Origin of the sequence: Georgenia satyanarayanai, from assembly GCF_900116375.1 — a bacterium.
Taxonomy (GTDB): domain Bacteria; phylum Actinomycetota; class Actinomycetes; order Actinomycetales; family Actinomycetaceae; genus Oceanitalea; species Oceanitalea nanhaiensis.
The window spans coordinates 13,385-34,489 of the sequence record NZ_UETB01000008.1; the positions used below are offsets into that span (position 1 = coordinate 13,385).

At 74.7% G+C, this 21,105-nt stretch carries 23 protein-coding genes and 1 tRNA gene; 21 read left to right on the forward strand and 3 right to left on the reverse strand.

The window, feature by feature from the left end:
* Positions 1-14: 14 nt before the first annotated feature.
* The 3 genes from DSZ44_RS11305 to DSZ44_RS11315 are packed head-to-tail and all read left to right on the forward strand — an operon-like array spanning position 15 to position 3,606.
* Complete coding sequence (locus DSZ44_RS11305) at positions 15-1,136, forward strand: glycosyltransferase family 4 protein (protein ID WP_220035172.1); 1,122 nt, start codon at positions 15-17, stop codon at positions 1,134-1,136.
* Between the two features lie 14 nt (positions 1,137-1,150).
* Positions 1,151-2,980: a CTP synthase gene (gene pyrG, locus DSZ44_RS11310; RefSeq protein WP_110852743.1), complete on the forward strand. Its 1,830-nt coding sequence runs from the start codon at positions 1,151-1,153 to the stop codon at positions 2,978-2,980.
* Positions 2,981-3,027: 47 nt separating this feature from the next.
* On the forward strand, positions 3,028-3,606 hold the full coding sequence (locus tag DSZ44_RS11315) for an NUDIX domain-containing protein (RefSeq protein WP_110852853.1): 579 nt from the start codon (positions 3,028-3,030) through the stop codon (positions 3,604-3,606).
* A 340-nt stretch (positions 3,607-3,946) separates the two neighbouring features.
* On the opposite strand, the gene DSZ44_RS11320 is transcribed toward DSZ44_RS11315, so the two are convergent.
* On the reverse strand, positions 3,947-4,930 hold the full coding sequence (locus DSZ44_RS11320; RefSeq protein WP_258369442.1) for a COX15/CtaA family protein: 984 nt from the start codon (positions 4,928-4,930) through the stop codon (positions 3,947-3,949).
* Between the two features lie 133 nt (positions 4,931-5,063).
* On the opposite strand from DSZ44_RS11320, the gene DSZ44_RS11325 reads away from it, so the two are divergent.
* The 8 genes from DSZ44_RS11325 to DSZ44_RS11355 all read left to right on the forward strand — a co-directional run bounded on the left by DSZ44_RS11325 (position 5,064) and on the right by DSZ44_RS11355 (position 10,000).
* Positions 5,064-6,398, forward strand: a complete 1,335-nt coding sequence (locus tag DSZ44_RS11325) for a glutamate-5-semialdehyde dehydrogenase (protein ID WP_110852744.1) — start codon at positions 5,064-5,066, stop codon at positions 6,396-6,398.
* A 72-nt stretch (positions 6,399-6,470) separates the two neighbouring features.
* Positions 6,471-6,629: a hypothetical protein gene (locus DSZ44_RS18300; protein WP_181424617.1), complete on the forward strand. Its 159-nt coding sequence runs from the start codon at positions 6,471-6,473 to the stop codon at positions 6,627-6,629.
* A 2-nt stretch (positions 6,630-6,631) separates the two neighbouring features.
* Entirely contained in the window at positions 6,632-7,288 is a 657-nt protein-coding gene (gene nadD, locus DSZ44_RS11330) for a nicotinate-nucleotide adenylyltransferase (RefSeq protein ID WP_110852745.1), read from the forward strand.
* The gene (locus DSZ44_RS18305) at positions 7,281-8,381 is read left to right on the forward strand and encodes a hypothetical protein (protein ID WP_110852746.1); all 1,101 of its coding nucleotides are present in this window, start codon (positions 7,281-7,283) and stop codon (positions 8,379-8,381) included. The genes nadD and DSZ44_RS18305 overlap by 8 nt, the downstream gene beginning before the upstream one ends.
* Positions 8,371-8,772: a ribosome silencing factor gene (gene rsfS / locus DSZ44_RS11340; RefSeq protein ID WP_110852747.1), complete on the forward strand. Its 402-nt coding sequence runs from the start codon at positions 8,371-8,373 to the stop codon at positions 8,770-8,772. Before DSZ44_RS18305 ends, rsfS begins: the two co-directional genes overlap by 11 nt.
* Positions 8,769-9,383, forward strand: a complete 615-nt coding sequence (locus tag DSZ44_RS11345; RefSeq protein ID WP_110852748.1) for a histidine phosphatase family protein — start codon at positions 8,769-8,771, stop codon at positions 9,381-9,383. The genes rsfS and DSZ44_RS11345 overlap by 4 nt, the downstream gene beginning before the upstream one ends.
* A gap of 74 nt (positions 9,384-9,457) precedes the next feature.
* Positions 9,458-9,530 (forward strand) — tRNA-Ala (locus DSZ44_RS11350).
* Positions 9,531-9,661: 131 nt separating this feature from the next.
* A complete protein-coding gene (locus DSZ44_RS11355) occupies positions 9,662-10,000 on the forward strand; it encodes a TfoX/Sxy family protein (protein ID WP_110852749.1) in 339 nt (112 codons plus the stop codon).
* A gap of 102 nt (positions 10,001-10,102) precedes the next feature.
* Here the strand turns inward: DSZ44_RS11355 and DSZ44_RS11360 are convergent, their stop codons facing one another.
* Positions 10,103-11,881 carry a lipase family protein gene (locus DSZ44_RS11360; RefSeq protein WP_258369444.1) on the reverse strand — a complete coding sequence of 593 codons (1,779 nt, stop codon included), beginning with the start codon at positions 11,879-11,881 and terminating at the stop codon, positions 10,103-10,105.
* A 53-nt stretch (positions 11,882-11,934) separates the two neighbouring features.
* Here DSZ44_RS11360 and DSZ44_RS11365 point away from each other — a divergent pair, with 53 nt between their 5' ends.
* The 7 genes from DSZ44_RS11365 to DSZ44_RS11395 all read left to right on the forward strand — a co-directional run bounded on the left by DSZ44_RS11365 (position 11,935) and on the right by DSZ44_RS11395 (position 18,059).
* On the forward strand, positions 11,935-12,621 hold the full coding sequence (locus tag DSZ44_RS11365) for an NAD-dependent deacylase (RefSeq protein ID WP_110852750.1): 687 nt from the start codon (positions 11,935-11,937) through the stop codon (positions 12,619-12,621).
* Positions 12,622-12,758: 137 nt separating this feature from the next.
* Entirely contained in the window at positions 12,759-14,399 is a 1,641-nt protein-coding gene (locus DSZ44_RS11370) for a sensor histidine kinase (protein ID WP_146237530.1), read from the forward strand.
* Positions 14,399-15,559, forward strand: a complete 1,161-nt coding sequence (locus DSZ44_RS11375) for a GGDEF domain-containing protein (protein WP_110852752.1) — start codon at positions 14,399-14,401, stop codon at positions 15,557-15,559. The genes DSZ44_RS11370 and DSZ44_RS11375 overlap by 1 nt, the downstream gene beginning before the upstream one ends.
* 118 nt (positions 15,560-15,677) lie before the next feature.
* Positions 15,678-16,256: an alternate-type signal peptide domain-containing protein gene (locus DSZ44_RS11380; protein WP_110852753.1), complete on the forward strand. Its 579-nt coding sequence runs from the start codon at positions 15,678-15,680 to the stop codon at positions 16,254-16,256.
* Between the two features lie 44 nt (positions 16,257-16,300).
* A complete protein-coding gene (locus tag DSZ44_RS11385) occupies positions 16,301-16,807 on the forward strand; it encodes an alternate-type signal peptide domain-containing protein (RefSeq protein WP_181424618.1) in 507 nt (168 codons plus the stop codon).
* Positions 16,804-17,700: a hypothetical protein gene (locus tag DSZ44_RS11390; RefSeq protein ID WP_110852755.1), complete on the forward strand. Its 897-nt coding sequence runs from the start codon at positions 16,804-16,806 to the stop codon at positions 17,698-17,700. The genes DSZ44_RS11385 and DSZ44_RS11390 overlap by 4 nt, the downstream gene beginning before the upstream one ends.
* Before the next feature lie 17 nt (positions 17,701-17,717).
* Positions 17,718-18,059 (forward strand): hypothetical protein, encoded by a 342-nt coding sequence (locus DSZ44_RS11395; RefSeq protein ID WP_110852756.1) that lies wholly within the window; start codon positions 17,718-17,720, stop codon positions 18,057-18,059.
* Here the strand turns inward: DSZ44_RS11395 and DSZ44_RS11400 are convergent.
* The gene (locus DSZ44_RS11400) at positions 18,046-18,822 is read right to left on the reverse strand and encodes a response regulator transcription factor (protein ID WP_110852757.1); all 777 of its coding nucleotides are present in this window, start codon (positions 18,820-18,822) and stop codon (positions 18,046-18,048) included. The two genes, DSZ44_RS11395 and DSZ44_RS11400, sit on opposite strands and share 14 nt — an antisense overlap.
* A 65-nt stretch (positions 18,823-18,887) precedes the next feature.
* On the opposite strand from DSZ44_RS11400, the gene DSZ44_RS11405 reads away from it, so the two are divergent.
* From DSZ44_RS11405 to DSZ44_RS11415, 3 genes are read left to right on the forward strand one after another with little or no spacing between them, the layout of a single operon-like run.
* A complete protein-coding gene (locus DSZ44_RS11405) occupies positions 18,888-19,688 on the forward strand; it encodes a fructosamine kinase family protein (protein ID WP_110852758.1) in 801 nt (266 codons plus the stop codon).
* Positions 19,689-19,734: 46 nt separating this feature from the next.
* Positions 19,735-20,073 (forward strand): ArsR/SmtB family transcription factor, encoded by a 339-nt coding sequence (locus tag DSZ44_RS11410; RefSeq protein WP_110852759.1) that lies wholly within the window; start codon positions 19,735-19,737, stop codon positions 20,071-20,073.
* A gap of 19 nt (positions 20,074-20,092) precedes the next feature.
* Complete coding sequence (locus DSZ44_RS11415) at positions 20,093-21,070, forward strand: SRPBCC family protein (protein WP_110852760.1); 978 nt, start codon at positions 20,093-20,095, stop codon at positions 21,068-21,070.
* Positions 21,071-21,105 lie beyond the last annotated feature (35 nt).

Consider the following 21,105-nt stretch of genomic DNA (forward strand, 5'->3'; position numbering starts at 1 on the left):
ACATGGTGAGGGTCATGCGGATCGTCCAGCTGACGTCGACGAGCGCGGGCGGCGTCGCCCGGCACGCACGACAGGTCGCCGGGCTCCTCGCGGACGCGGGGGAGCAGGTGCTTCTCGCCGGCCCGGCCGACGTCGTCGCCGACTCACCCGTGCCGACCGCCGTCGTCGACATCGCCGACCGGCCCCGTCCCAGCGACGTCGCGGCCCTGCGCAGGCTGCGCGGCGTGCTCGCCGGCACCGACCTCATCCACGCCCACGGGCTGCGCGCCGGCGCCGCCGCCGTGCTCGCCACCCGCGCGATGCGGGCGCGGCCCGCCGTCGTCGTCACCCTGCACAACCTGCCCGTGGGCGGGGCCAAGGTGCAGGCGGTGGCGGCCGTCCTCGAACGTGTCGTCGCGCGCGGTGCCGACCTCGTCCTCGGGGTCAGCGGTGACCTCGTCGCCCGCGCCGCCCGGCTCGGCGCCTCCGCGCAGCGGGCCCTGGTCCCCGCGCCGGCACGCGCCGACGCCGGCCCGCCGGACGACGCCGCCCGGCAGCAGCTGCGCGCCTCCCTGGGGCTCGCGCCGCAGGAGCGGCTCGTCCTCACGGTCGGGCGCCTGGCACCGCAGAAGGGCCTGGGCCTCCTCGCCGACACCGCCGCGGCCCTCGTGCGCCGGGGAGCGCCGGCCTTCCGGTGGGTGGTCGTCGGGGACGGCCCGCTCGCCGGTGAGCTCGCCGAGCGGGTGCGCGCGGACGCACTGCCCGTCGTCGTCGCCGGCCGCCGCGAGGACGTGCCCGCCCTCAACGCCGTCGCGGACGTCGTCGTGTCGACGAGCACGTGGGAGGGGCAGCCGCTCGCGGTGCAGGAGGCCCTGCAGGCCGGGGCCGCCGTCGTCGCCACCGACGTGGGCGGCACCCGGGAGGTGACGGCCGACGCCGCCGTCCTCGTCCCGCCGCAGGCGGAGCCGCTCGCCGCCGCCGTCTCCCGGCTGCTCACCGACGACGCAGAGCGCGACCGCCTGCGCGCCGCCGCACGTGCGCGGTCCGGCCGGCTGCCCACCCCCGAGGACGTCGTCGCCCAGCTGCGCGACGTCTACGCTCGAGCCGGGGTGCCGCAGCGCACTCGCGGTACGGACCGGACCCGACCGACCGACTGATAAGGTGGAATTCCGTGGTCACCCTTCACCGCACTAGCGGCGACACAGTCCCTCGGCACATCTTCGTCACCGGTGGTGTGGCGTCCTCCCTCGGCAAGGGCCTGACGGCCTCGAGCCTGGGCCAGCTGCTCCGCGCGCGCGGTCTGCGCGTGACGATGCAGAAGCTGGACCCCTACATCAACGTCGATCCCGGCACGATGAACCCCTTCCAGCACGGTGAGGTCTTCGTCACCGAGGACGGCGCGGAGACCGACCTCGACATCGGTCACTACGAGCGCTTCCTCGACGTCAACCTCTCCCGCGCCGCCAACACGACCACGGGCCAGGTCTACTCGACCGTGCTCGCCAAGGAGCGCCGCGGGGAGTACCTCGGCGACACCGTCCAGGTCATCCCGCACATCACCGACGAGATCAAGGCGCGGATGCGCGCGCAGGCCCAGCCGGTCGACGGCGCGCAGGCGCCCGACGTCATCATCACCGAGATCGGCGGCACGGTCGGCGACATCGAGTCGCTGCCCTTCCTCGAGGCCGCGCGCCAGGTGCGTCACGACCTCGGCCGCGACAACGTCTTCTTCGTCCACGTCTCGCTCGTGCCCTACCTCAGCGCGAGCGGCGAGCTCAAGACCAAGCCCACCCAGCACTCGGTGAGCGAGCTGCGCAGCATCGGCATCCAGCCCGACGCCATCGTCTGCCGCACCGACCGCGAGCTGCCGGAGGGCGTCAAGGGCAAGATCGCGCTCATGTGCGACGTCGACCGCGAGGCCGTCGTCGAGTGCCGCGACGCGTCCTCGATCTACGAGATCCCCGCGGTCCTGCACCGTGAGGGCCTGGACGCCTACGTCGTGCGCCGTCTCAACGTCCCGTTCCGCGACGTCGACTGGAGCGACTGGGACGACCTCCTGCAGCGGGTGCGCAAGCCGCGCCACACCGTCGAGGTCGCCCTCGTGGGCAAGTACGTCGACCTGCCCGACGCCTACCTCTCGGTCACCGAGGCGCTGCGCGCCGGCGGCTTCCACCACCACGCCCAGGTGGTCATCCGCTGGGTGCCCGCCGACGACTGCGCCACCCCCGAGGGGGCCCGTCGCGCCCTCCAGGACGTCGACGCGATCCTCGTGCCCGGCGGCTTCGGCGTGCGCGGCATCGAGGGCAAGCTCGGCGCGCTGCGCTGGGCGCGGGAGAACCAGGTGCCCACCCTGGGCATCTGCCTGGGCCTGCAGTGCATGGTCATCGAGTACGCCCGCAACGTCCTGGGCCTGGAGAACGCCTCGTCCACCGAGTTCGACCCCGGCACGCCCGACCCGCTCGTCGCGACGATGGCCGAGCAGGTCGACTTCGTCGAGGGCGGCGGCGGAGACATGGGCGGCACCATGCGCCTGGGCAGCTACGAGGCGGTCCTCACCGAGGGCTCCGTCGTCGCCGAGGCCTACGGCGCCACCCGGGTGACCGAGCGCCACCGCCACCGCTACGAGGTCAACAACAACTACCGCGACGCGCTGGCCGAGGCGGGCCTGCAGATCTCCGGCCGCTCTCCGGACTCCTCCCTCGTGGAGTTCGTCGAGCTGGACCGCGAGAAGCACCCGTACTACGTGGCCACCCAGGCCCACCCCGAGTTCAAGTCGCGGCCCACCAGGGCGCACCCGCTGTTCCACGGGCTCGTCGGTGCCGCGCTGGACCGGCAGCGCGCCACCCGCCTGCTCGAGGTCGAGGGCGACGCCGTCCCCGCCGCGCCCAGCGGCACCGGCGTCGACGAGCCGGGTGTGCCGCGCACGACCGACCTCGTCGACGAGACACCCGCGCCCGGCGCCGCCGAGCACTCGCCGAGCTCGCGCAAGGCCGGCGCGTGAGCCTCACCGACCGGCGCGACGACGGCCGTGAGGTCGTCTCGCGCCGGATGCTGCACGAGGGCAAGGTCTTCGACCTCGTCGGCGAGGACGTGCGGCTGGACGCCGACGACACCGAGCCGGTGGTGCGGGAGTTCCTCGACCACCCCGGCGCGGTCGCCGTCGTCGCCCTGCGGGAGGGGCCGCAGGGCGAGGAGCTCGCGCTCGTCGACCAGTACCGCCACCCGCTGCGCGCCGTGCTGTGGGAGATCCCGGCCGGGCTGCTCGACGTCGCCGGCGAGGACTACCTCGTCGCGGCCCAGCGCGAGCTCGCCGAGGAGACCGACCTCCAGGCGGGACGCTGGGACGTGCTCGTCGACTACTTCACCTCGCCGGGCGGGTCGAACGAGTCGCTGCGCATCTACCTCGCGCGCGACGTTACCGAGGTGCCCGAGGCGGAGCGGTACGAGCGCGCCGACGAGGAGCGCGACATGACCACCCGCTGGGTGACGCTCGACGACGCCCTCGCCGCCGTTCACGAGGGGCGGCTGCACAACCCGAGCGCCGTCGTCGGCATCCTCGCCGCGGCCAGCGCCCGCGCCGCCGGCTGGGCCACCCTGCGCCCCGCCGACGCCCCCTGGTTCCGCTGACCCCACCCCCCTCCTTCTCGCCGACAGCTGAGTTGTTCCTGGCCACCCCCTTCTCGCCGAGCGCTGAGTTGTTCCTCGCCGGCCTCGTCGCCGAGCGCTGAGTTGTTCCTCGCCGCCTCGCCGCCTCGCCGCCGAGCGCTGAGTTGTTCCGAGCGCGAGCCGCTGCGGGGCCATGAGTCGACGTCGCACGCTGCGCTCGGGTAACAACTCAGCGGTCGGCGCGTGGGGGTGCGGGTAATAACTCAGCGGTCGGCGCGTGGGGGTGCGGGTAATAACTCAGCGGTCGGCGCGTGGGGGTGCGGGTAACAACTCAGCGCTCGGCGAGGGGGTGGGGAGTGGGTCAGCTGCCGGTGGTGACGCGGCTGTCGCGCGTCACCAGGGCGCCGACGGCGTAGACGAGCGCGACGACCGTGAGCGCCGAGCCGAGCATGTGCAGGCCCACGAGCACCTCGGGCAGGCCGGTGAAGTACTGGACGTAGCCGATGAGGCCCTGCGCCAGCGTGACACCGAGCAGCCAGCGCCACGTCCGCTGCGCTGCGGCGTTGCCCTCACGGCGCGCGAGCACCAGGCCCACGACGACGAGGACGACGAAGGCCCAGACGGCCAGCGCGTGGAAGCGCGAGACGAGCGCGGGGTCGAGCGCCCAGCGGTAGGGCTCCGTCGCGTCACCGGAGTGCGGCCCGGCGCCTGTCGTCACCACTCCGAGGGCGAGGAGCACGACGCCGACGGCGACGACCAGTCCGCCGACGGTGCGGAAGCGGCCGGAGGAGGCGGCCCGGGCGGGCGCGTCGGGGGAGGCCAGGCGCAGCAGGAGGTAGGTCGAGACGGCGACGAGCGCGAGCGAGATGAGCATGTGCGAGCCGACGATCGCGGGGTGCAGGTCCACCCACACCGTGACGCCACCGACGAACGCCTGGAGAGCGATCCCGGCGAGCGGCAGCAGGGCGAGCCGCTTGAGCGACGCGGGCCGCGAGGCGGTGGGCTGACGCCGGTACACCGCCCACACGAGCGCGAGCGCGATGATCCCGAGGACGCCGGTGAGCGTCCGGTTCCCGAACTCGATCGCCTGGTGCAGGTCGCTCTCCCCGTGGAACGTCGGGGTGAAGGAGCCCGGCTCGCACAGCGGCCACTCCGAGCACCCGAGCCCCGAGCCGGAGAGCCGCACGGCCCCGCCGGTGACGATGATCCCGATCTGCGCGACGAGGTTGGCGATGGCCAGACCCCAGGTGAGGCGGTCGACGAGGCCGTCGCGGGAGCGGGAAGGTCCGGGAGAGGCGGGGGCCGGGGGTGTGGCCGACGCGGGCAGGGGACTGGTCGAGGTCACCCCACCAGGGTACGTCGCCGACGTGTGACGCCGGCTGGGACGGGCGTCACTGCCGGGCGCGCCACGGCGGCGGCGTGACTGCTCCGGGAGACGCGCCTACCGGCTGTCGGCGGTCCGGCATACCCTGGTGGGCATGACGGACACGCCTGTGCTCGAGCCCGCCCACCTCGTCGCCGACCCCGGCCCCACCGCGCCGGTGACCGTCGACGTCCGCGCCGCCGTGGAGGCCACCGCACGAGCGGCCAAGACCGCCTCCCGGGTGCTGGCCACCGCCACCCGCGCGACCAAGGACGCCGCCCTGCACGCCATGGCGGACGCCCTCGTCGCCTCCTCGGCGCGGATCGTCACCGCCAACGCCGAGGACCTCGACCGCGGCCGGGCGGGCGGCATGAAGGAGTCCCTCCTCGACCGTCTCGCCCTCACCGACGAGCGCATCGCCGCCATCGCCGACGCCCTGCGCGAGCTCGCCGCCCTGCCCGACCCCGTCGGGGAGGTGGTGCGCGGCTCCACCCTGCCCAACGGCCTCACGCTCCGACAGGTCCGCGTCCCCATGGGCGTCGTCGGGATGATCTACGAGGCCAGGCCCAACGTCACCGTCGACGCCGCCGGCCTGGCCCTGAAGTCCGGTAACGCCGTCATCCTGCGCGGCGGATCGGCCGCGGCCTCCTCCAACGCCGTCATCGTCGAGGTGCTCGGCGAGGCTCTCGAGGCCCAGGGGCTGCCGGCGGACCTCGTCCAGTCCATCGACGCGCACGGTCGCGCCGGCGCCGTCGAGCTCATGCGCGCTCGCGGGCTCGTCGACGTCCTCGTCCCGCGCGGCGGCGCGGACCTGATCCGGACCGTGGTCCGGGAGTCCCTCGTGCCGGTCATCGAGACCGGTGTGGGCAACTGCCACGTCTACGTCGACGCGGAGGTCGACGTCGCGCAGGCCGTCGCGATCGTGCTCAACTCCAAGACCCAGCGCACCGGGGTGTGCAACGCGGCCGAGACGCTCCTCGTCCACCGCGCCGCCGCCGAGCGGTTCCTCCCCGTCGCGCTCGCCGCGCTCGGGGAGGCCGGTGTCCGCATCCACGCCGACGACGACGCCGCCGCCCTCGCCCCGCAGGGCGTGGACGTGGTCCCCGCCACCGACGAGGACTGGGCCACCGAGTACCTCAGCCTCGACCTCGCGGTGCGCGTCGTCGACGACCTCGACGCCGCCATCGACCACATCGGGCGCTGGTCCAGCGGCCACACCGAGGCGATCTGCACCACGAGCCTGCGTGCCTCGGAGCGCTTCACCCGCGAGGTCGACTCCGCCGCGGTCATCGTCAACGCCTCCACCCGTTTCACCGACGGCGGGCAGTTCGGCCTGGGTGCGGAGATCGGTATCTCGACCCAGAAGCTGCACGCTCGCGGCCCGATGGGTCTGGGGGAGCTCACCACCACCCAGTGGGTCGTGGTCGGCGACGGCCACGTGCGCGAGTAAGGTCCCTACGGTCCCTCCTCCCCGGCCGTGGGAGACTGGACCGCACGTCCCGACGGAAGGAAGCCGACCACCATGACGAGCTCGCTCGTGAACCTCGCCCAGCAGACGGAGGAGCACGCTAACCACCTCCCGATGCCGGCGATCATGTACGGGATCATCGCCTTCGCGATCCTCATGCTCCTGCTGCTGGTGACGCTGGCCTACCGCAACGTGCACACGCGCCGCCGCTGAGCATGACCGAGCACCAGGCGCGGCGGATCGGCGTCATGGGAGGCACCTTCGACCCGATCCACCACGGACACCTGGTGGCCGCGAGCGAGGTCGCCGACGTGTTCTCGCTCGACGAGGTCCTGTTCGTCCCCACCGGCGAGCCGGTGTTCAAGCAGGACCGCACGGTCACCCCCGCCGAGCACCGCTACCTCATGACGGTGGTCGCGACCGCGTCCAACCCGCGGTTCACCGTCTCGCGGGTGGACATCGACAGGCCCGGCCTGACCTACACGATCGACACGCTGCGTGACCTCAAGGGCTCCTTCCCCGACGCCGAGCTCTACTTCATCACCGGAGCGGACGTGCTCCCGGAGATCCTGTCGTGGAAGGACGTCGACGAGCTGTGGTCCCTGGCCCACTTCGTCGGCGTCGACCGCCCGGGGCACCACCTCGACGACACCGGCCTGCCGAGCAGCGGCGTCTCGCTCCTGGAGGTGCCCGCGATGGCGATCTCCTCGACCGACTGCCGCCGCCGCGTCCAGGAGGGCATGCCCGTGTGGTACCTCGTGCCCGACGGCGTGGTCCAGTACATCCACAAGCACGGCCTGTACCGGTCGCCGGCTCCGTCCGGCGCCGGCATGACGCCGCCCAGCCGCGAGGGAGGACGAGCCGATGAGTGAGGGGACGGACCGTCCCACGGGGGAGCGCCGGCGCCGTCGTGAGGCTGAGCGCGCCGCCGCCCGCGCCGCCGAGCAGGCCGGGGCCACCCGGCCGCTGACCCGCCGCGAGCTGCGCTGGCAGCAGGCCGAGGAGGCCGCGCGCCTGGAGGCCATCGCCACCGGCGAGCTCCCGCTGGGTCAGCACCACGAGCGGCCCGTCCCGCCGCCCATGACGACCCCCGGGTCGGCGCCGTCGGCCCCCTCCGCGCCGTCGACGTCCGCCGCCCCGACGCCGGAGCGCGGCTCCGCGCCGAGTGCTCCGTCCGCGCCGGCGAGCGCACCGACCCCGGCCTCCGCGCCGGCGAGCGCACCGACCCCGGCCTCCGCGCCGCCGAGCGAGGCGCCCAGCGCGCCGCCGCGGATCCCGAGCCGCCGGTCCCTGCGGGAGCGCGACCCGGGGCCGGCCAGCGCCGAGCAGCCGCAGGAGCGGACCGCCACCGGCCGGCGACCGGTCGTCCGCACGCCCAGCACCGCTCGGGGCGTCCGGGCGCTGGACTCCACCGGTCAGCTGACCGGGATCCAGCCCGTCGTCCGTCCGGACGCCCCGGACGCCCCGGAGGCGCAGCCCACCGCCGCGCCGGTCGAGCCCGAGGCGAGCCCGGGGCCGGCGGTGTGGTCCGAGCGCGCCACCTTCTCCCTCGACCTCGACGGCCCGGCGCGCGCCGCGCGCGCGGCGCTCCCGGAGCCGGCCACGGGGCAGAGCGCCGAGGAACCCGAGGACGACGACCTTCCGCTGCGCCCCCGGTGGGTGGCCATCGACGCCGTCTCCGGCGCCAGCCCGGACGCCGCGCCCTCGCGCCGCTCACTGCGGGCCGAGGACCCGGCCCCCGAGCCCGAGCCCGAGGCCGACGTCGCGCCCGCGCCCGCACCGCAGACGGCCGAGGAGCCCAACCCCGCCGTGGCGGCCGTCAAGATCGCCGTGCTCGTGCTCGTCGCCGCCATCCTCGGTGCGCTCATCTGGCTGCTCGCCACCGGCGCCTTCGCCGGCTCGCCCACCGCCTTGCCCACCACCACCATCACCACGACCCACCCCGAGGAGACCAGTGCCAGCTGACGAGAGAGCCCGCCACCTTGCCGTCGTCGCCGCCCGCGCGGCCGCAGAGAAGAAGGCCGAGGAGATCGTCGCGCTCGACGTGAGCGAGCGTCTCGTCCTCACCGACGCGTTCGTCGTCGCGTCGGGCGGCACCGACCGTCAGGTCCGTGCCATCGTCGACGGCGTCGAGGAGGCTCTCCACGGCGAGGGCGCCAAGGCGATGCGCAAGGAGGGGGTGACCGAGGCGCACTGGGTGCTCCTCGACTACGGCGACATCATCGTCCACGTCCAGCAGACCGAGGACCGCGAGTTCTACGCCCTCGAGCGCCTCTGGAAGGACTGCCCCGTCATCGAGCTGCCCGCCGACCTGCACGGGCCGGCCGACGAGGACGACGCCGGCACGTTCTCGTGACCGCCGGCACCATCCTCCTGTGGCGCCACGGCCAGACCGACTTCAACGCCGCCGGGCGGCTGCAGGGCCAGTCCGACATCGCCCTCAACGCGACCGGGATCTCCCAGGCCGAGGCGGCCGCGGCCCGGATCGCCGAGCTGGGTCCCGCTCGCATCATCAGCTCCGACCTCCAGCGCGCGCTGCGGACGGCGGCGGCCCTCGGTGAGCTCACCGGCGTGCCCGTCGAGCCCGAGCCGAGGCTGCGTGAGCGCTCCTTCGGGCACTGGGAGGGCCTGACGCAGGCCGAGATCGAGGCCGGCTGGCCCGCCGCCTACCGCGCCTGGCGGCAGGGGGAGGAGCCGGAGGGCATCGAGGCGGACACCCGCGTGGACGTCGGGCGCCGTGTCGCGGCCGCCCTGCTCGAGGCGGCGGGCGAGGTGGACGACGACGGCGTGCTCGTCGCCGTCGCCCACGGTGCGGCCATCACCCTGGGCCTGACCCACCTGCTCGACCTCGACGCCGGGGCGTGGTTCGGGCTCGGCGGCCTGGACAACTGCGCCTGGGCGCTCGTCGCTCCCAACCCGGGGCGGCGTCCCGGCTGGCGGCTCACCGCGCACAACCTCACCGCCTGAGCAGTGTGGTGCGCACCACGGCCCGCGAATTGGTCAGCGAGGTCCGCCGTCGTCTAGACTCGGTGACGCAGCAAGGGGCTATGGCGCAGTTGGTAGCGCGCTTCCATGGCATGGAAGAGGTCGGGGGTTCGAATCCCCCTAGCTCCACAGCTCGTCAGAGGCGCGGCACCCACCGGGTGTCGCGCCTCTGACGTCTCCGCATCGGAAAACGGCTACGCAAGCTGCCCGTCCTCGGCACACTCGTCCTCGACAGTGTCCGCCGTGACGAGGAGCCCGTGATGACCGCACAGACCGAGCTCGTCGACCGCATGCGCGCGCTGCTGTCCGGTGAGGCGCCGGTCCGGGAGGAGACCATGTTCGGCACGCGCTCCTTCCTCGTGAGGGAGAAGCTCGTCGCCAGCGCGCTCAAGGACGGCGGGCTGCTCGTGCGCGTCGACGCCGACCGTCACGAGGAGCTCCTCGACCGACCCGGTGCGGCGCAGGCGGTCATGGGACCGGACAGGGACATGGGCCCGGGCTGGGTCGAGGTGGCGGCGACCGCCCTCGTCGGGGAGGGCCTCGCGTCCTGGCTCGAGGTCGCGCTCGAGCACAACCGGACCGTCACCGCGGGAGGGTAGGTGCCGCGGTGACGGTCCGCGCAGGCGGCGCGGGCGAGGAGTGGTTCGCGGTCCCGGTGCGGCGCCGCCGCAGCGTGCCCCTGCCGGTTGACGACGGTGTGCTCATGGGGGTGGTGGCGGCGCCTCGGGCCCTGCGTCGCGGACCGTACGGCAGTCCCGCGAGACGGGAGCAGCACGGAGCCGCTCGGCCGTCCACGCGAGGAGATCAGGGACGAGCGGGGAGTCGGCCGCGACGAGCGAGAGGTGGTCCCGGCCGGTGTAGGTGCGGTGGTCCACGGTGGCGCCCCGCGCGCACAGCCGCTCGACGTAGGCGTCCTGGACCGCCGGCGTGATGAGCGTGTCCGCCCCGCCCTGCGCGAGGAGGACCGGGAGCGCCGAGGGCGGGGGCTCGTTCTGCGTCAGGCGCGCGCCGAAAGCGCCGGAGGCCGGGTCCGCGGCGAACAGGGTGGGCTCGGCCGACAGGGCCAGCGCCGTGAGGACCGAGGCGAGCACGCCCGGCGGCTCGAGGCACCGTTCGGCCATCTGCCGCAGCACGACCTCGGCGCCCGGCCGGACGTACTGCCGCCACGTGACGTCGTCGTACTCGGCGGCGTAGGCCGCGGCGACGTAGGACGCGAGCACGCTGCCCCCGGTGACGTCCTCGAGGCCCGCGACGAGACCCCGCAGGTCGCTCGCCGGGGCGAGGGCGGCGACGCCCGCCAGCTCGACGTCCGGCGCGTACTCCGGCTGGAGCGCACCACTCCACAGGGCGGCGCCGCCACCCTGGGAGTGGCCCCACGCGACGGTGCGGTCGTCGAGGTCGACGAGCTCGCGCGCCGCGCGGACCGCGTCGAGGGCGGCGTGCGCGCTGTCCGGTCCGACGAGGTAGGGGTGCGGCCCGCCGGTGCCCAGCCCGATGTAGTCGGTGGCGACCAGCGCCCACCCGGAGTCGAGGACCTCGGGAAGGACGAGCAGGGCGCCGGACGCGAAGGGCTCGCGCGACAGCGACGGCGCACAGTGCTCGGCGACGCCGGTGGTGCCGTGGTGCCAGTCGACCACCGGCCACGGGCCCTCGCCCTCCGGGACGACGACGAGGCCGCTCGCCACAGCCGGGGTGCCGTCGCCCCTGGTCGTCGTGTAGAGCACCCGCCAGCCTCGGCCGCCCTCCGGCACCCCGCGGGTGAGGTCCTCGGCGCGCACGAGCCGGCCCGGCTCGGCGGGGACGTCGCGCGGTGCGGCGTAGAAGTCGTCGGTCACCGTCGAGCCCTCGCGGAGCGTGCCGCTGAGGACCGCCGCGCCCGCCGCGACCGCCACGGCGGTGAGTGCCGCGACCGCGCGCCTGCGGGGCCGGTGGCGGGGCGAGCGGCGGGTGCCCGCCGTCGTCCACGCCAGGGCGACACCGCTCATGACGAGCCGAGCGCCGACGGCGACGGCCGTCGCCAGCGAGGTGATGTCCGGCCAGGCGAGGGCGAGCAGGCCGAGGAGGACACCGGCGACGCCGAAGGCGGCGTCGGCGAGCCGGTCGGCGCCCGCCCGGCCGCGGCGCAGGGCGGAGACGAGGAGGAGGGCACCGTGGACGAGGAGCGCGACCGCGACGACGACGGCGAGCACGCGGACGGTGAGCCCCGGCAGGAGGAGGACGAGACCGCCCGCGAGGACCCAGCCGGCGGCGGCTGCGGTGGCGCGCCCCCTCGCACCGGGGGTGGCGCCGACGACCTCGACCACGCCCTGGAGGACGAGGCCGGCGCCGAGCAGGAGCGCGAGCGCCCCGAGGGAGGAGGTCGGCCGCAGCACCGTGAGCACGCCGAGGGCGACGACGCCCGCCGCGAGGAGGAGCCGCGCCCACCGCGGGACCCGGTCGAGAGCTCGGAAGGCACGTCCCAGGACGTGACGGAGGTTCACCGCCTCACCGTAGCGGTGGGCGGGACGGCGCCCGGTGCCCCGACAATGGCCTCATGCGCGTCGTCGTCCTCACCGGTGCCGGCATCTCCGCGGAGTCGGGGGTGGCCACCTTTCGCGACTCCGGTGGGCTGTGGGAGGGGCACGACGTCGAGGACGTCGCCACCCCCGAGGGCTTCGCCCGGGACCCCGACCTCGTCCACCGCTTCTACGACGCCCGCCGCCGCGGCCTCGCGCTCGTCGCGCCCAACCCGGCCCACGCGGCGCTCGCCGCCCTGGAGGAGACGCTGGGGGAGGACCTGCTCGTCGTCACGCAGAACGTCGACGACCTCCACGAGCGTGCCGGCCTGCGTCGGGTGGTCCACATGCACGGCGAGCTGCGCCGTGCCCGGTGCCAGGCCTGCGGCGCCCGCCCCGCCTGGGACACCGACCTGCAGGGTGCCCCGCCCTGCCCGGTGTGCGGGCGGGCGGAGCTGCGCCCCGACGTCGTCTGGTTCGGGGAGGTGCCCTACGCGCTGGAGGTCATCGACCGGGCTCTCACCGGGTGCGAGCTCTTCGTCGCCGTCGGCACGTCCGGGGCCGTGTACCCGGCGGCGGGCTACGTCGCGCTGGCGGCGCACAGCGGGGCACGCACGGTCGAGCTCAACCTCGAGCCCAGCGCGGTGTCCCGCTACTTCGACGAGGTCCGCACCGGACCGGCCGTGCAGCTCGTGCCGCAGTGGGTCGCCGAGGTGCTCGGCTGAGGCGCGGTGCCACCGGGCCCAGCCCGACGACCGCCACGACGGGCGACGCCTGGACGAGAACGTCACCCACCACGCCTCCGGTCCGGCTGCCGCGTGCCGCCCGCGCCACCCTCCGCCGAGCACCATAGGCTCCAGACGTGCCCCGCCAGCCAGCCTCGCTCCCTGCCGAGACCACGCAACGCCGGTTCGCCGTGCTCGGACGCCAGCTGCCCTTCTTCGCCGTCTTCGGTGTCATGACCGTGGCGCTGACGGCCTGGCAGGAGTACGGCCCGGGACTGCCGGACCCCGTGCTCGTCGGCGCGGCGGTCAACCTCCTCGCGACCGCGCTCGCCGCCGCCGTCCCGTGGCCGGCGCTGCCCCGGTGGGCCGAGACCGTGGTCCCGCTGCTCGACATGGTCGCTGTCGTCTGTGTCCTCACCGTGGGGGCGCGCGCGTCGGTGCTCATCATCCTGCCGGTCGTGTGGTTGGCCGCGATGGGCCGGACGGCGACGATCGTCGCCGTCACCGCCGGGGTGGCCTCGTCGATGGGCGTGGACATCGTCCGCGCGGTCGAGGCGGGCGCGCTCGCGATCACCCCCGACAACGCGGCCCGGATGTTCGTCGTGCCCGCCGCCGTCATCGCCGTCGCCACCTCGCTGCACCTGTCCGAGAAACGCTCCACCGCGCGCCGCGAGCTGCTCGCGGGCCAGAGCGCCCTCGTCGAGGAGCTCCTCGAGGACACCGCCCAGGACCGCGCCCGCCTCGAGGGTGTGCTCAACACGATCGACGCGGGCGTCGCCGTCCTCGACCCCCGCGGTGCTGTCGTCGTCGCCAACCGGGCGCTGCGTGAGGCGAGCAGAGGCGTCCTCACCGTCGGCGCGCGTCTCACCGACGCGCTGCCGCGGCTCCTCACCGCCGACGGCGTCACGCCGGTGGACCCGGCGCGGCTGGCCGGCGTGGTGGACGGCGAGCGTGTGTCACGGCGCGTCGTGTGGTGGGAGTACGGGCCGGCGGACCGTGCCGCCTTCCGGATCTCCAGCGCGCCGCTCCCGCACGACGGCGCGGGCAGCGAGGGCACCGTCGTCGCCCTCCACGACGTCACGGACGAGCTCCTCGCCCTGTCCCAGCGCGACGACTTCGTCTCCTCCGTCTCCCACGAGCTGCGCACGCCGCTCACCTCGGTGACCGGCTACCTCGACCTCGCGGTCGACGACCCCGACGTGCCGCCGCACGTCGCCGGCTACCTCGAGGTCGCCGAGCGCAACGCCGGCCGCCTGCGCATCCTCATCGACAACCTCCTCAGCGCGGCGCGCACGGCCTCGGACGTGGGGTCCCGGGAGGACGTGGACCTGCACGCCGTCATCGCGGACGTCGTCGAGTCCCAGACCCCCCGCGCCGTCGACCGCGACATCGAGATCGCGACCACCGCGGAGGGCTCGGGCATCGTCTGCGCCGACGTCGGACGCCTCACGCAGGTCGTCGACAACGTCGTCTCCAACGCGGTCAAGTACTCCCACCCCGGCGGGCACGTGAGCATCGAGCTGCGGGACGAGGGCAGCAAGGTGCGGCTCGTCGTGGCCGACGACGGGCCGGGCATCCCCGAGGCCGACCAGCGTCAGCTCTTCACCCGGTTCTACCGCGCGCCCGAGGTGCGTCACACCGCCGTCCAGGGCACCGGCCTGGGTCTGCACATCAGCCGGCAGATCGTCGAGGCGCTCGGCGGGTCCATCGCGCTGTCCTCCGAGCCCGGCCGCGGCACGCGGGTCGAGATCGTCCTGCCGGCGGGGGTGGGACGCTGATGCTCGACCCCACCACCCTGTACGTCGTCTCGATCGTCGTCATCGCGATCGTCGCGACGAGCTTCGTCATCGAGGTCGCCAGCCGCGGGCGCTCGCCCGTCGACCTGCTGTGGACCCTCGCCCTCAGCAGTGCCGTCACCACCGCGCTCTTCTACCTCGCCGCCTCCACGAGCGACTCGCTGTGGTGGTTCGTCGCGCTCGGCAACGCCTCGTCGGTCGTGACGACGCTGGCGATGTGGAACGGCGTGCGCGCCGACGACGGGCGTCGCCCGCTGCTCGGTGTCACCCTCGGGGCCGCCGTGGTCACCGCCCTCGCGGCCCTTCTCGCGGGACCTGACGCCGGCGCGTGGGGCGGGGGCTGGGCGGTGCTGCTCGGCACCGCCGCCGGCGGGGTGCTCGGTGGTGTCGCCGCGCTGCGGGGCCGGGTGTACCGGCACCGCCTGGGGAGGGTGCTGGGCGGAGTCCTCCTCCTCGTCGGCGGCTACTACCTCCTGCGCCTGGCCGTCTACCTCGTGGCCGGGCCCGGTGCCGCCATGTTCACCGGGCCGCTCGGGACGTCGACGACGACGCTCGTGGTCCTCGTCCTCATCACCACCGCCGGCTACAGCATGGTCGTCATCCGCACCGACGAGGTCCACGCCCTCGAGGCCCGCAGCGGTGCCTTCGACCCGCGGACCGGCCTGCGCACCCCGACGACCTTCGTGCCGCGCGCCCGGGAGGCGGTGCGTGAGGCGCAGCGGGCCGGGGACCCGCTCACGTTCGTGTCCGTCACCGTCGAGGGCCACGAGCACCTGTCCACCGCCTTCCACCCGGCGGTCGCCGAGAGTGCGCTCGTCTCCGTCGTCGACAGCGCCCGCCTGCTGGCCCCGCCGTCCGCGTCACTCGCCGGGCAGGTGGACGACGCGGGCGACGCCTTCGAGGTGCTCCTGCGTGGCTTCACGGGGGCCGAGGGCCAGGTGTGGGCGGAGAACCTCCGCCGCCGGGTCATCGCCACGCCACTCACCATCGAGGGCGGCGCCCGGCTGCGGCTGCGGGTCAGCCTCGGGGTCGCCAGCGACGCCGAGACCGGCTACGACCTCGACGCCCTGCGCGCGCTGGCCACGCAGCGCGCGAACCGCGCCGCGGTCGAGGGCGGCAACCGGGTGCTGGGCTGGTACTGAGGAAACCTGAGGCAGTCCTGAGGTGGGGCTGAGGTGAGGGGCAGGACCGGCTGAGGTCGGCGGCCGACAGTGGGTGCAGCGCCGGACAGACCGGCTTCCCGCACCGAGAGGCACGACCATGGCACGCTCCACCACCTCCCGCTCCACCGGCACCACGTGGAAGGCCGTCGCGGCCACCGCCGTGGGCGTCGTCGTCCTCGGCGCCGGCGGCGCCACCTTCGCCGAGTGGTCCGACTCCGAGGCCGCCGCGACCGACACCGCGATCACTGCCGGTGTCCTCGACCTCGCCGCCGGCCAGGGCACCTGGACGAACGCCGCCGGCGCGGACGTCACCACCGCCGTCGCGGACGGCTCCTACCTCGTCGTCCCGGGCGACGCCCTCACCTACCGCGAGACCATGACGATCGACGCGCAGGGTGACCTGCTCCGCGCGACCGTCGCCCACAACCTCGAGGGCCTCACCGGCGACGCCGAGCTCCTCACCCAGCTGCGCGAGAACGCGACGATGTCCCTCAACGGCCAGGCCGTCACCGGCACCTCCGCCGCCGTCGTCGCCGAGGACGAGAAGCAGACGCTCGACGTCGCCGTCACGGTCGCCTTCGACGCCCGCACCGCCGGTCTCGTCGGCCAGGGCCAGGCCGTCTCCCTCGGTGGCCTGGACATCACCCTGACGCAGGACACCGTCCCCGCCGCCTGACCAGCACCCACCACCCGCACCACCCACCGGAGAGGAGGACCATCGTGCCGAACCGCCTGACCCGCGCCGCACTCGCCGCAGTCGTGGCGGCGGTCCTCCTCTCCGGCAGCGGCACCACCCTCGCCGGGTGGAACGACGCCGAGCTCCGCGAGGCACAGGTCGTCTCCGCCGGAGAGCTCAGCGTGGAGCCGCTGGGCGCGAGCACCGTCGTCCTGCGGCCCGGCACCTCCCAGCCGCTGCCCGCGAGCACCCCGCTCGTCCCGGGCGACGTCGTGCGCCTCACCTCCACGGTGCGCGTGAGCGCCGCGGGCGAGCTCCTCACCGCCACCCTCGGTCTCGAGGTCACCGGCCTGCAGGGCCTGACCCGCTCCACGCCGCAGGTGACGACGACCCTCCCCGCCGCCGGCACGCGCGGCTGGACCGTCACGCCGGCGAACGACGGCGCCTCCGTCACCGCCGTCGTCGACCTCACGGTCCCGACGACGGTCGCCCAGCACACCACCCTCGACGCCGGCGCGATCCGCTGGACCCTCACCCAGGAGATGCCATGACCACGCGGCTCACTGCCTGCCTCCTCGCCCTCGCCGTCGTGCTGGGCGGGGTGCTTCTCCTGGGCCCGAGCGAGTCGACCCTCGCCGCGTGGAGCGACGAGACCACCACGACCGTGCCCCAGCTGCGCACCGGCGGCGTCCAGGTCGACGTCACCACCGCCGGCGCCGGCACCACCGCCACCCTCGGCATGTCCGGTGACACGAGCGGCACGTGGCGCCCGGGCGCCGTCACCGTCACCTCCGGTGGACGCGCCCTCACCGGCGCCGAGCTCGACGGCTCCCGCGTCGACTACCGCCTCGCCGGCACGAACGGCACCTGCGCCGCGACCGACCCGGTCGCCTACACCGCCAGCCTCACCGGTCCCCGCACCTCCTTCGCCGTCACCGGCGGGGAGCGCCTGAGCGGCGCCCGCACCGTGTGCCTCGCCTTCGTGCCCTCCGACCAGGTCCGCGTCCAGCTCGGCGGCCGTACCCTCGCGCTCGCCACGACCGTCGACGGCGCCGCCACCGCGGGCGCGTGGACCGCCGCGAGCACGTGGACCGCGACCCACCAGCTGCCGGCCGCCCCGAGCGTCTCCGCCATGCGCTGCACGTCCGGCTGGCTCAACCAGTGGGTCACCCTGGGCTGGGACTGGGACGCCGGTGGCCTCAACCAGGCCGTGGCCCGGTGGAGCCTCCAGCTCGAGGACCGGGGAACCTGGCGCGAGGTCGGCACCGTCCCGGCCCGTCAGCGCACGACGACGGTCAGCCCCTACCAGTTCGACTTCGTCAACTTCGACAGCTACACCCTGCGCGTGGCCGCGGTGCTCGCCGACGGCACGACCGTCCCGGCGCCCTCGAGCACCCGGGTCCGGGTCGAGCGCATCGGTCTCGGTGCGGCGTACTGCTCCTGAGCGCGGGGGACGACACCGTGAACGAGGGGGCGCTGGACCGGTCGCAGCTGTCCGGGCTGGTCGAGCAGGTGGGGGTGCAGGCCACGGCGGGGATGGTCGACCGCTTCATCGAGATGGTGCCCGCCCGGCTCTCCCGGCTCCGCCTCGCGGTGGTCACCGGGGAGGACCTGCGGGACGTCTCCCTCAGCCTGGGCTGCTCGGCGCAGATGCTCGGGGCGCACGCCCTCGCGGACGCGGCCACCCGCTGCCGCACCGAGCACGGCGCAGCCGCCGAGCGGGCGCTGGCCGAGGTCGAGGCCCTGGCCGGGCCCACGTGCCACGCGCTGCGCGGGGCACGGGCCGCGCTCAGCGGGCGCTGAGCGCCAGCCGGTAGCCCACCCCGCGGACCGTCTCGACGTACCGCGGGCTGCTGGCGTCCTCGCCGAGCTTGCGCCGCAGGTTGGCGACGTGGACCTCCACCGAGCGGCGGTCCGCGTCGGTCGCCTCCAGGCCGGTGTCGTAGCCCTCGGACCACAGGACGCCGGCGAGCTGGGACTTGGACAGCACCCGGCGCGGGTTGGACAGCAGGGCGGTGAGGATGTCGAACTCGCTGCGCGTCAGCTCCAGCGGCTTCCCGCCCAGCTCGACGACGCGGGCGTCGCGGTCCAGGCGCAGGTCGCCGTGGACGAGGAGGGCCTCGTCCTGCGCCTCGGGCGCCTGCGGTGGCGCCGGCGACCCGACCGGCGGCGCCTCGGCGGCCACCGCGCGCGGGCGGCGCAGGAGGGCCTCGATGCGCGCCCGGATCTCCCGGGGCCGGAAGGGCTTGGTCACGTAGTCGTCGGCCCCGGCCTCCAGACCGAGGAGGGTGTCGATCTCCTCCGCCCGGCCGGTGAGCATGAGGATGTAGGTGTCGGAGAACGCACGGATGCGCCGCGCCACCTCGAAGCCGTCGAAGTCGGGCAGGGAGATGTCGAGGGTGGTGATGACGGGCTGCAGCTCGCGCACCGCGTCGACGCCGGCCTGGCCGGTCGGCGCCGTCGTCACGGTGAAGCCGGCCTGCCCCAGGGTGACCTCGAGGAGGAACCTGATGTCGGCGTCGTCCTCGATCACCACTGCCGTGCCACGCGCGCCCGTTTCACTCACGGGGACGACTGTAGCGAACCGGGGTCGCCCTCGCCGGGCGGCCACCGCCTTGCCACGATGGTCCGATGAGCACCTTCCGCAAGACCGACGAGCCGGTGACGCTGCGCTTCGAGGCGGCCGGCCTCCGCTGGCTGACCGAGGCCGTGGACGAGGGGGGCGCACCCGTCGTCGAGATCCTCGCGGAGGGGGAGGGGTGGATGGACCTGGTCCACCTGCCCGCGGCCGAGCCGACGGCGGGGGCCGCCGCCGCTCTCGGGCGCGGCCTGGCCCGTACCCACGCCGCGGGTGCCCCCTCCCTGGGGTGCACGCCGCCCGGCTGGCGGGGGGAGGTGCCGCGCAGCTCCGGGCCGATGCCGCTGCACGGTCACGACGCCGAGGCACCGTTCAGCCGGTGGGGCGAGTTCTACGCCGAGTACCAGCTGCGCCCCTACGTGGCCCGCGCGCTCGCGAAGGGCTCCGTCGACGACGACGGCGCCCGCGTCCTCGAGCGCGTCGCCGACCGGCTCTCGGCCGGCGACCTCGACCACGACCAGCCCGCGCTCGTCGGGGAGGGGGCCGCGCGCCTGCACGGCGACCTGTGGGGAGGCAACGTCGTGTGGACGCGTCGGGACGGCGTCGTCGAGGGCGTGCTCATCGACCCGGCCGCCCACGGCGGGCACGCCGAGACCGACCTCGCGGCGCTCGCGCTCTTCGGCGTCGACCGGCTGCCCGACATCCTCGCCGGCTACCAGGAGGTCTCCCCGCTGGCCGACGGCTGGCGCGAGCGGGTGGGCCTGCACCAGCTGACGATGCTCGTCATGCACGCGGTGATCTTCGGAGGCCACTACGGCCCGCGGACGGTGGAGGTCGCCCGTCAGTACGTCTGACCGAGGGGGTTGACGGCCCGGCGCCACGTCACTAACGTACAACCACATGGTTGTACTTGACGTGCTGGACGACGCCGCGACGGACCGGGTGTTCCGGGCCCTCGCCGACGCCACCCGGCGCGACATCGTCCGGCGCACCCTCGTGGGGGAGGCGACCGTGACGGAGCTGGCAGGCGACTACGACATGTCGTTCGCGGCCGTGCAGAAGCACGTCGCCGTCCTGGAGGGAGCCGGTCTGGTGACCAAGCACCGGCAGGGCCGCGAACGCCTCGTGCGCGGCAACCCCGACACGATCCGCCGCGCCCAGCTCCTGCTCGACCAGTACGAGCAGCTCTGGCGCGGACGGGTCACCCGGCTCGACGCGCTCCTCACCGAAGACGAGTGACCGCCAGAAAGGCACCACCATGCCCGTCACCTCCGTCGAGAAGGACCTCGACGCCCTCACGATGACCGTCGTCGCCGACTTCCCCGTGCCGGTCCACCGGCTGTGGGACGCCTACGCCGACCCCCGCCAGATCGAGAAGTTCTGGGGCCCGCCCGGCTGGCCCGCCACCTTCACGCGTCACGACCTCGCCGTCGGCGGACGCTCCGAGTACGTCATGACCGGCCCCCAGGGCGAGCGGTCGGGCGGGTACTGGGAGTTCCTCGCCGTCGAGCCCGGCCGGTCCTTCGAGGTGCGCGACGGCTTCACGACGCCCGACGGCGCCCCCGACGCCGAGCTGCCGTCCATGCGGATGGTCTACGACTTCGAGCCGACCGACACCGGCTCCCGCCTGACGACCCGCACCTACTTCCCCTCCCTCGGCGAGCTCGAGCAGCTGCTCTCGATGGGCATGGAGGAGGGTCTGACCGCCGCCATGGGCCAGGTCGACGCCGTCGTCGCCGACCTCGCCTCCTTCGCCGCGGACCTGCCCGCCGCGGCCCAGCTCCTGGGCGACACCCAGGTGCGGGTCAGCCGCGTCATCCGGGGCCCGGTCCAGACGGTGTGGGACGCTCACCACGAGCCCGCGCTGCTGCGCCGCTGGATGCTCGGGCCCGACGGGTGGAGCATGCCGGTGTGCGAGGTGGCGACGTCCGTCGGGGACTCCTTCCGCAACGAGTGGGAGCGGGACGGTGGGGGCGGGCGCTTCGGGTTCACCGGTGAGCTCCTCGAGTCGGCGCCGCCCCGCCGCGAGGTGACGACCGAGCGCATGATCGGCACCGAGGGCCCGGCCGCCGTCAACGAGCTCACCCTCACGCCCGTCGACGGCGGCACGCTCCTCACGCTCGTCGTCACCTACCCCGACACCGAGACGCGTGACGCCGTCCTCGCCACCGGGATGGTCGACGGCATGGAGACGAGCTACGCCCGGCTCGAGGCGGAGGTCCTCACCCCGGCCTGACAGGAGGCCTTGGCTGTCGGCGCCGTGCGCCCGCC

Bases quoted from the DNA above. Each gene is read 5' to 3' on its own strand.
- DSZ44_RS11305 (WP_220035172.1), top strand. From the start codon at position 15: ATGCGGATCGTCCAGCTGACGTCGACGAGCGCGGGCGGCGTCGCCCGG.
- DSZ44_RS11315 (WP_110852853.1), top strand. From the start codon at position 3,028: ATGCTGCACGAGGGCAAGGTCTTCGACCTCGTCGGCGAGGACGTGCGG.
- DSZ44_RS11325 (WP_110852744.1), top strand. From the start codon at position 5,064: ATGACGGACACGCCTGTGCTCGAGCCCGCCCACCTCGTCGCCGACCCC.
- DSZ44_RS18300 (WP_181424617.1), top strand. From the start codon at position 6,471: ATGACGAGCTCGCTCGTGAACCTCGCCCAGCAGACGGAGGAGCACGCT.
- nadD (WP_110852745.1), top strand. From the start codon at position 6,632: ATGACCGAGCACCAGGCGCGGCGGATCGGCGTCATGGGAGGCACCTTC.
- DSZ44_RS18305 (WP_110852746.1), top strand. From the start codon at position 7,281: ATGAGTGAGGGGACGGACCGTCCCACGGGGGAGCGCCGGCGCCGTCGT.
- DSZ44_RS11355 (WP_110852749.1), top strand. From the start codon at position 9,662: ATGACCGCACAGACCGAGCTCGTCGACCGCATGCGCGCGCTGCTGTCC.
- DSZ44_RS11365 (WP_110852750.1), top strand. From the start codon at position 11,935: ATGCGCGTCGTCGTCCTCACCGGTGCCGGCATCTCCGCGGAGTCGGGG.
- DSZ44_RS11375 (WP_110852752.1), top strand. From the start codon at position 14,399: ATGCTCGACCCCACCACCCTGTACGTCGTCTCGATCGTCGTCATCGCG.
- DSZ44_RS11380 (WP_110852753.1), top strand. From the start codon at position 15,678: ATGGCACGCTCCACCACCTCCCGCTCCACCGGCACCACGTGGAAGGCC.
- DSZ44_RS11390 (WP_110852755.1), top strand. From the start codon at position 16,804: ATGACCACGCGGCTCACTGCCTGCCTCCTCGCCCTCGCCGTCGTGCTG.
- DSZ44_RS11405 (WP_110852758.1), top strand. From the start codon at position 18,888: ATGAGCACCTTCCGCAAGACCGACGAGCCGGTGACGCTGCGCTTCGAG.
- DSZ44_RS11410 (WP_110852759.1), top strand. From the start codon at position 19,735: ATGGTTGTACTTGACGTGCTGGACGACGCCGCGACGGACCGGGTGTTC.
- DSZ44_RS11415 (WP_110852760.1), top strand. From the start codon at position 20,093: ATGCCCGTCACCTCCGTCGAGAAGGACCTCGACGCCCTCACGATGACC.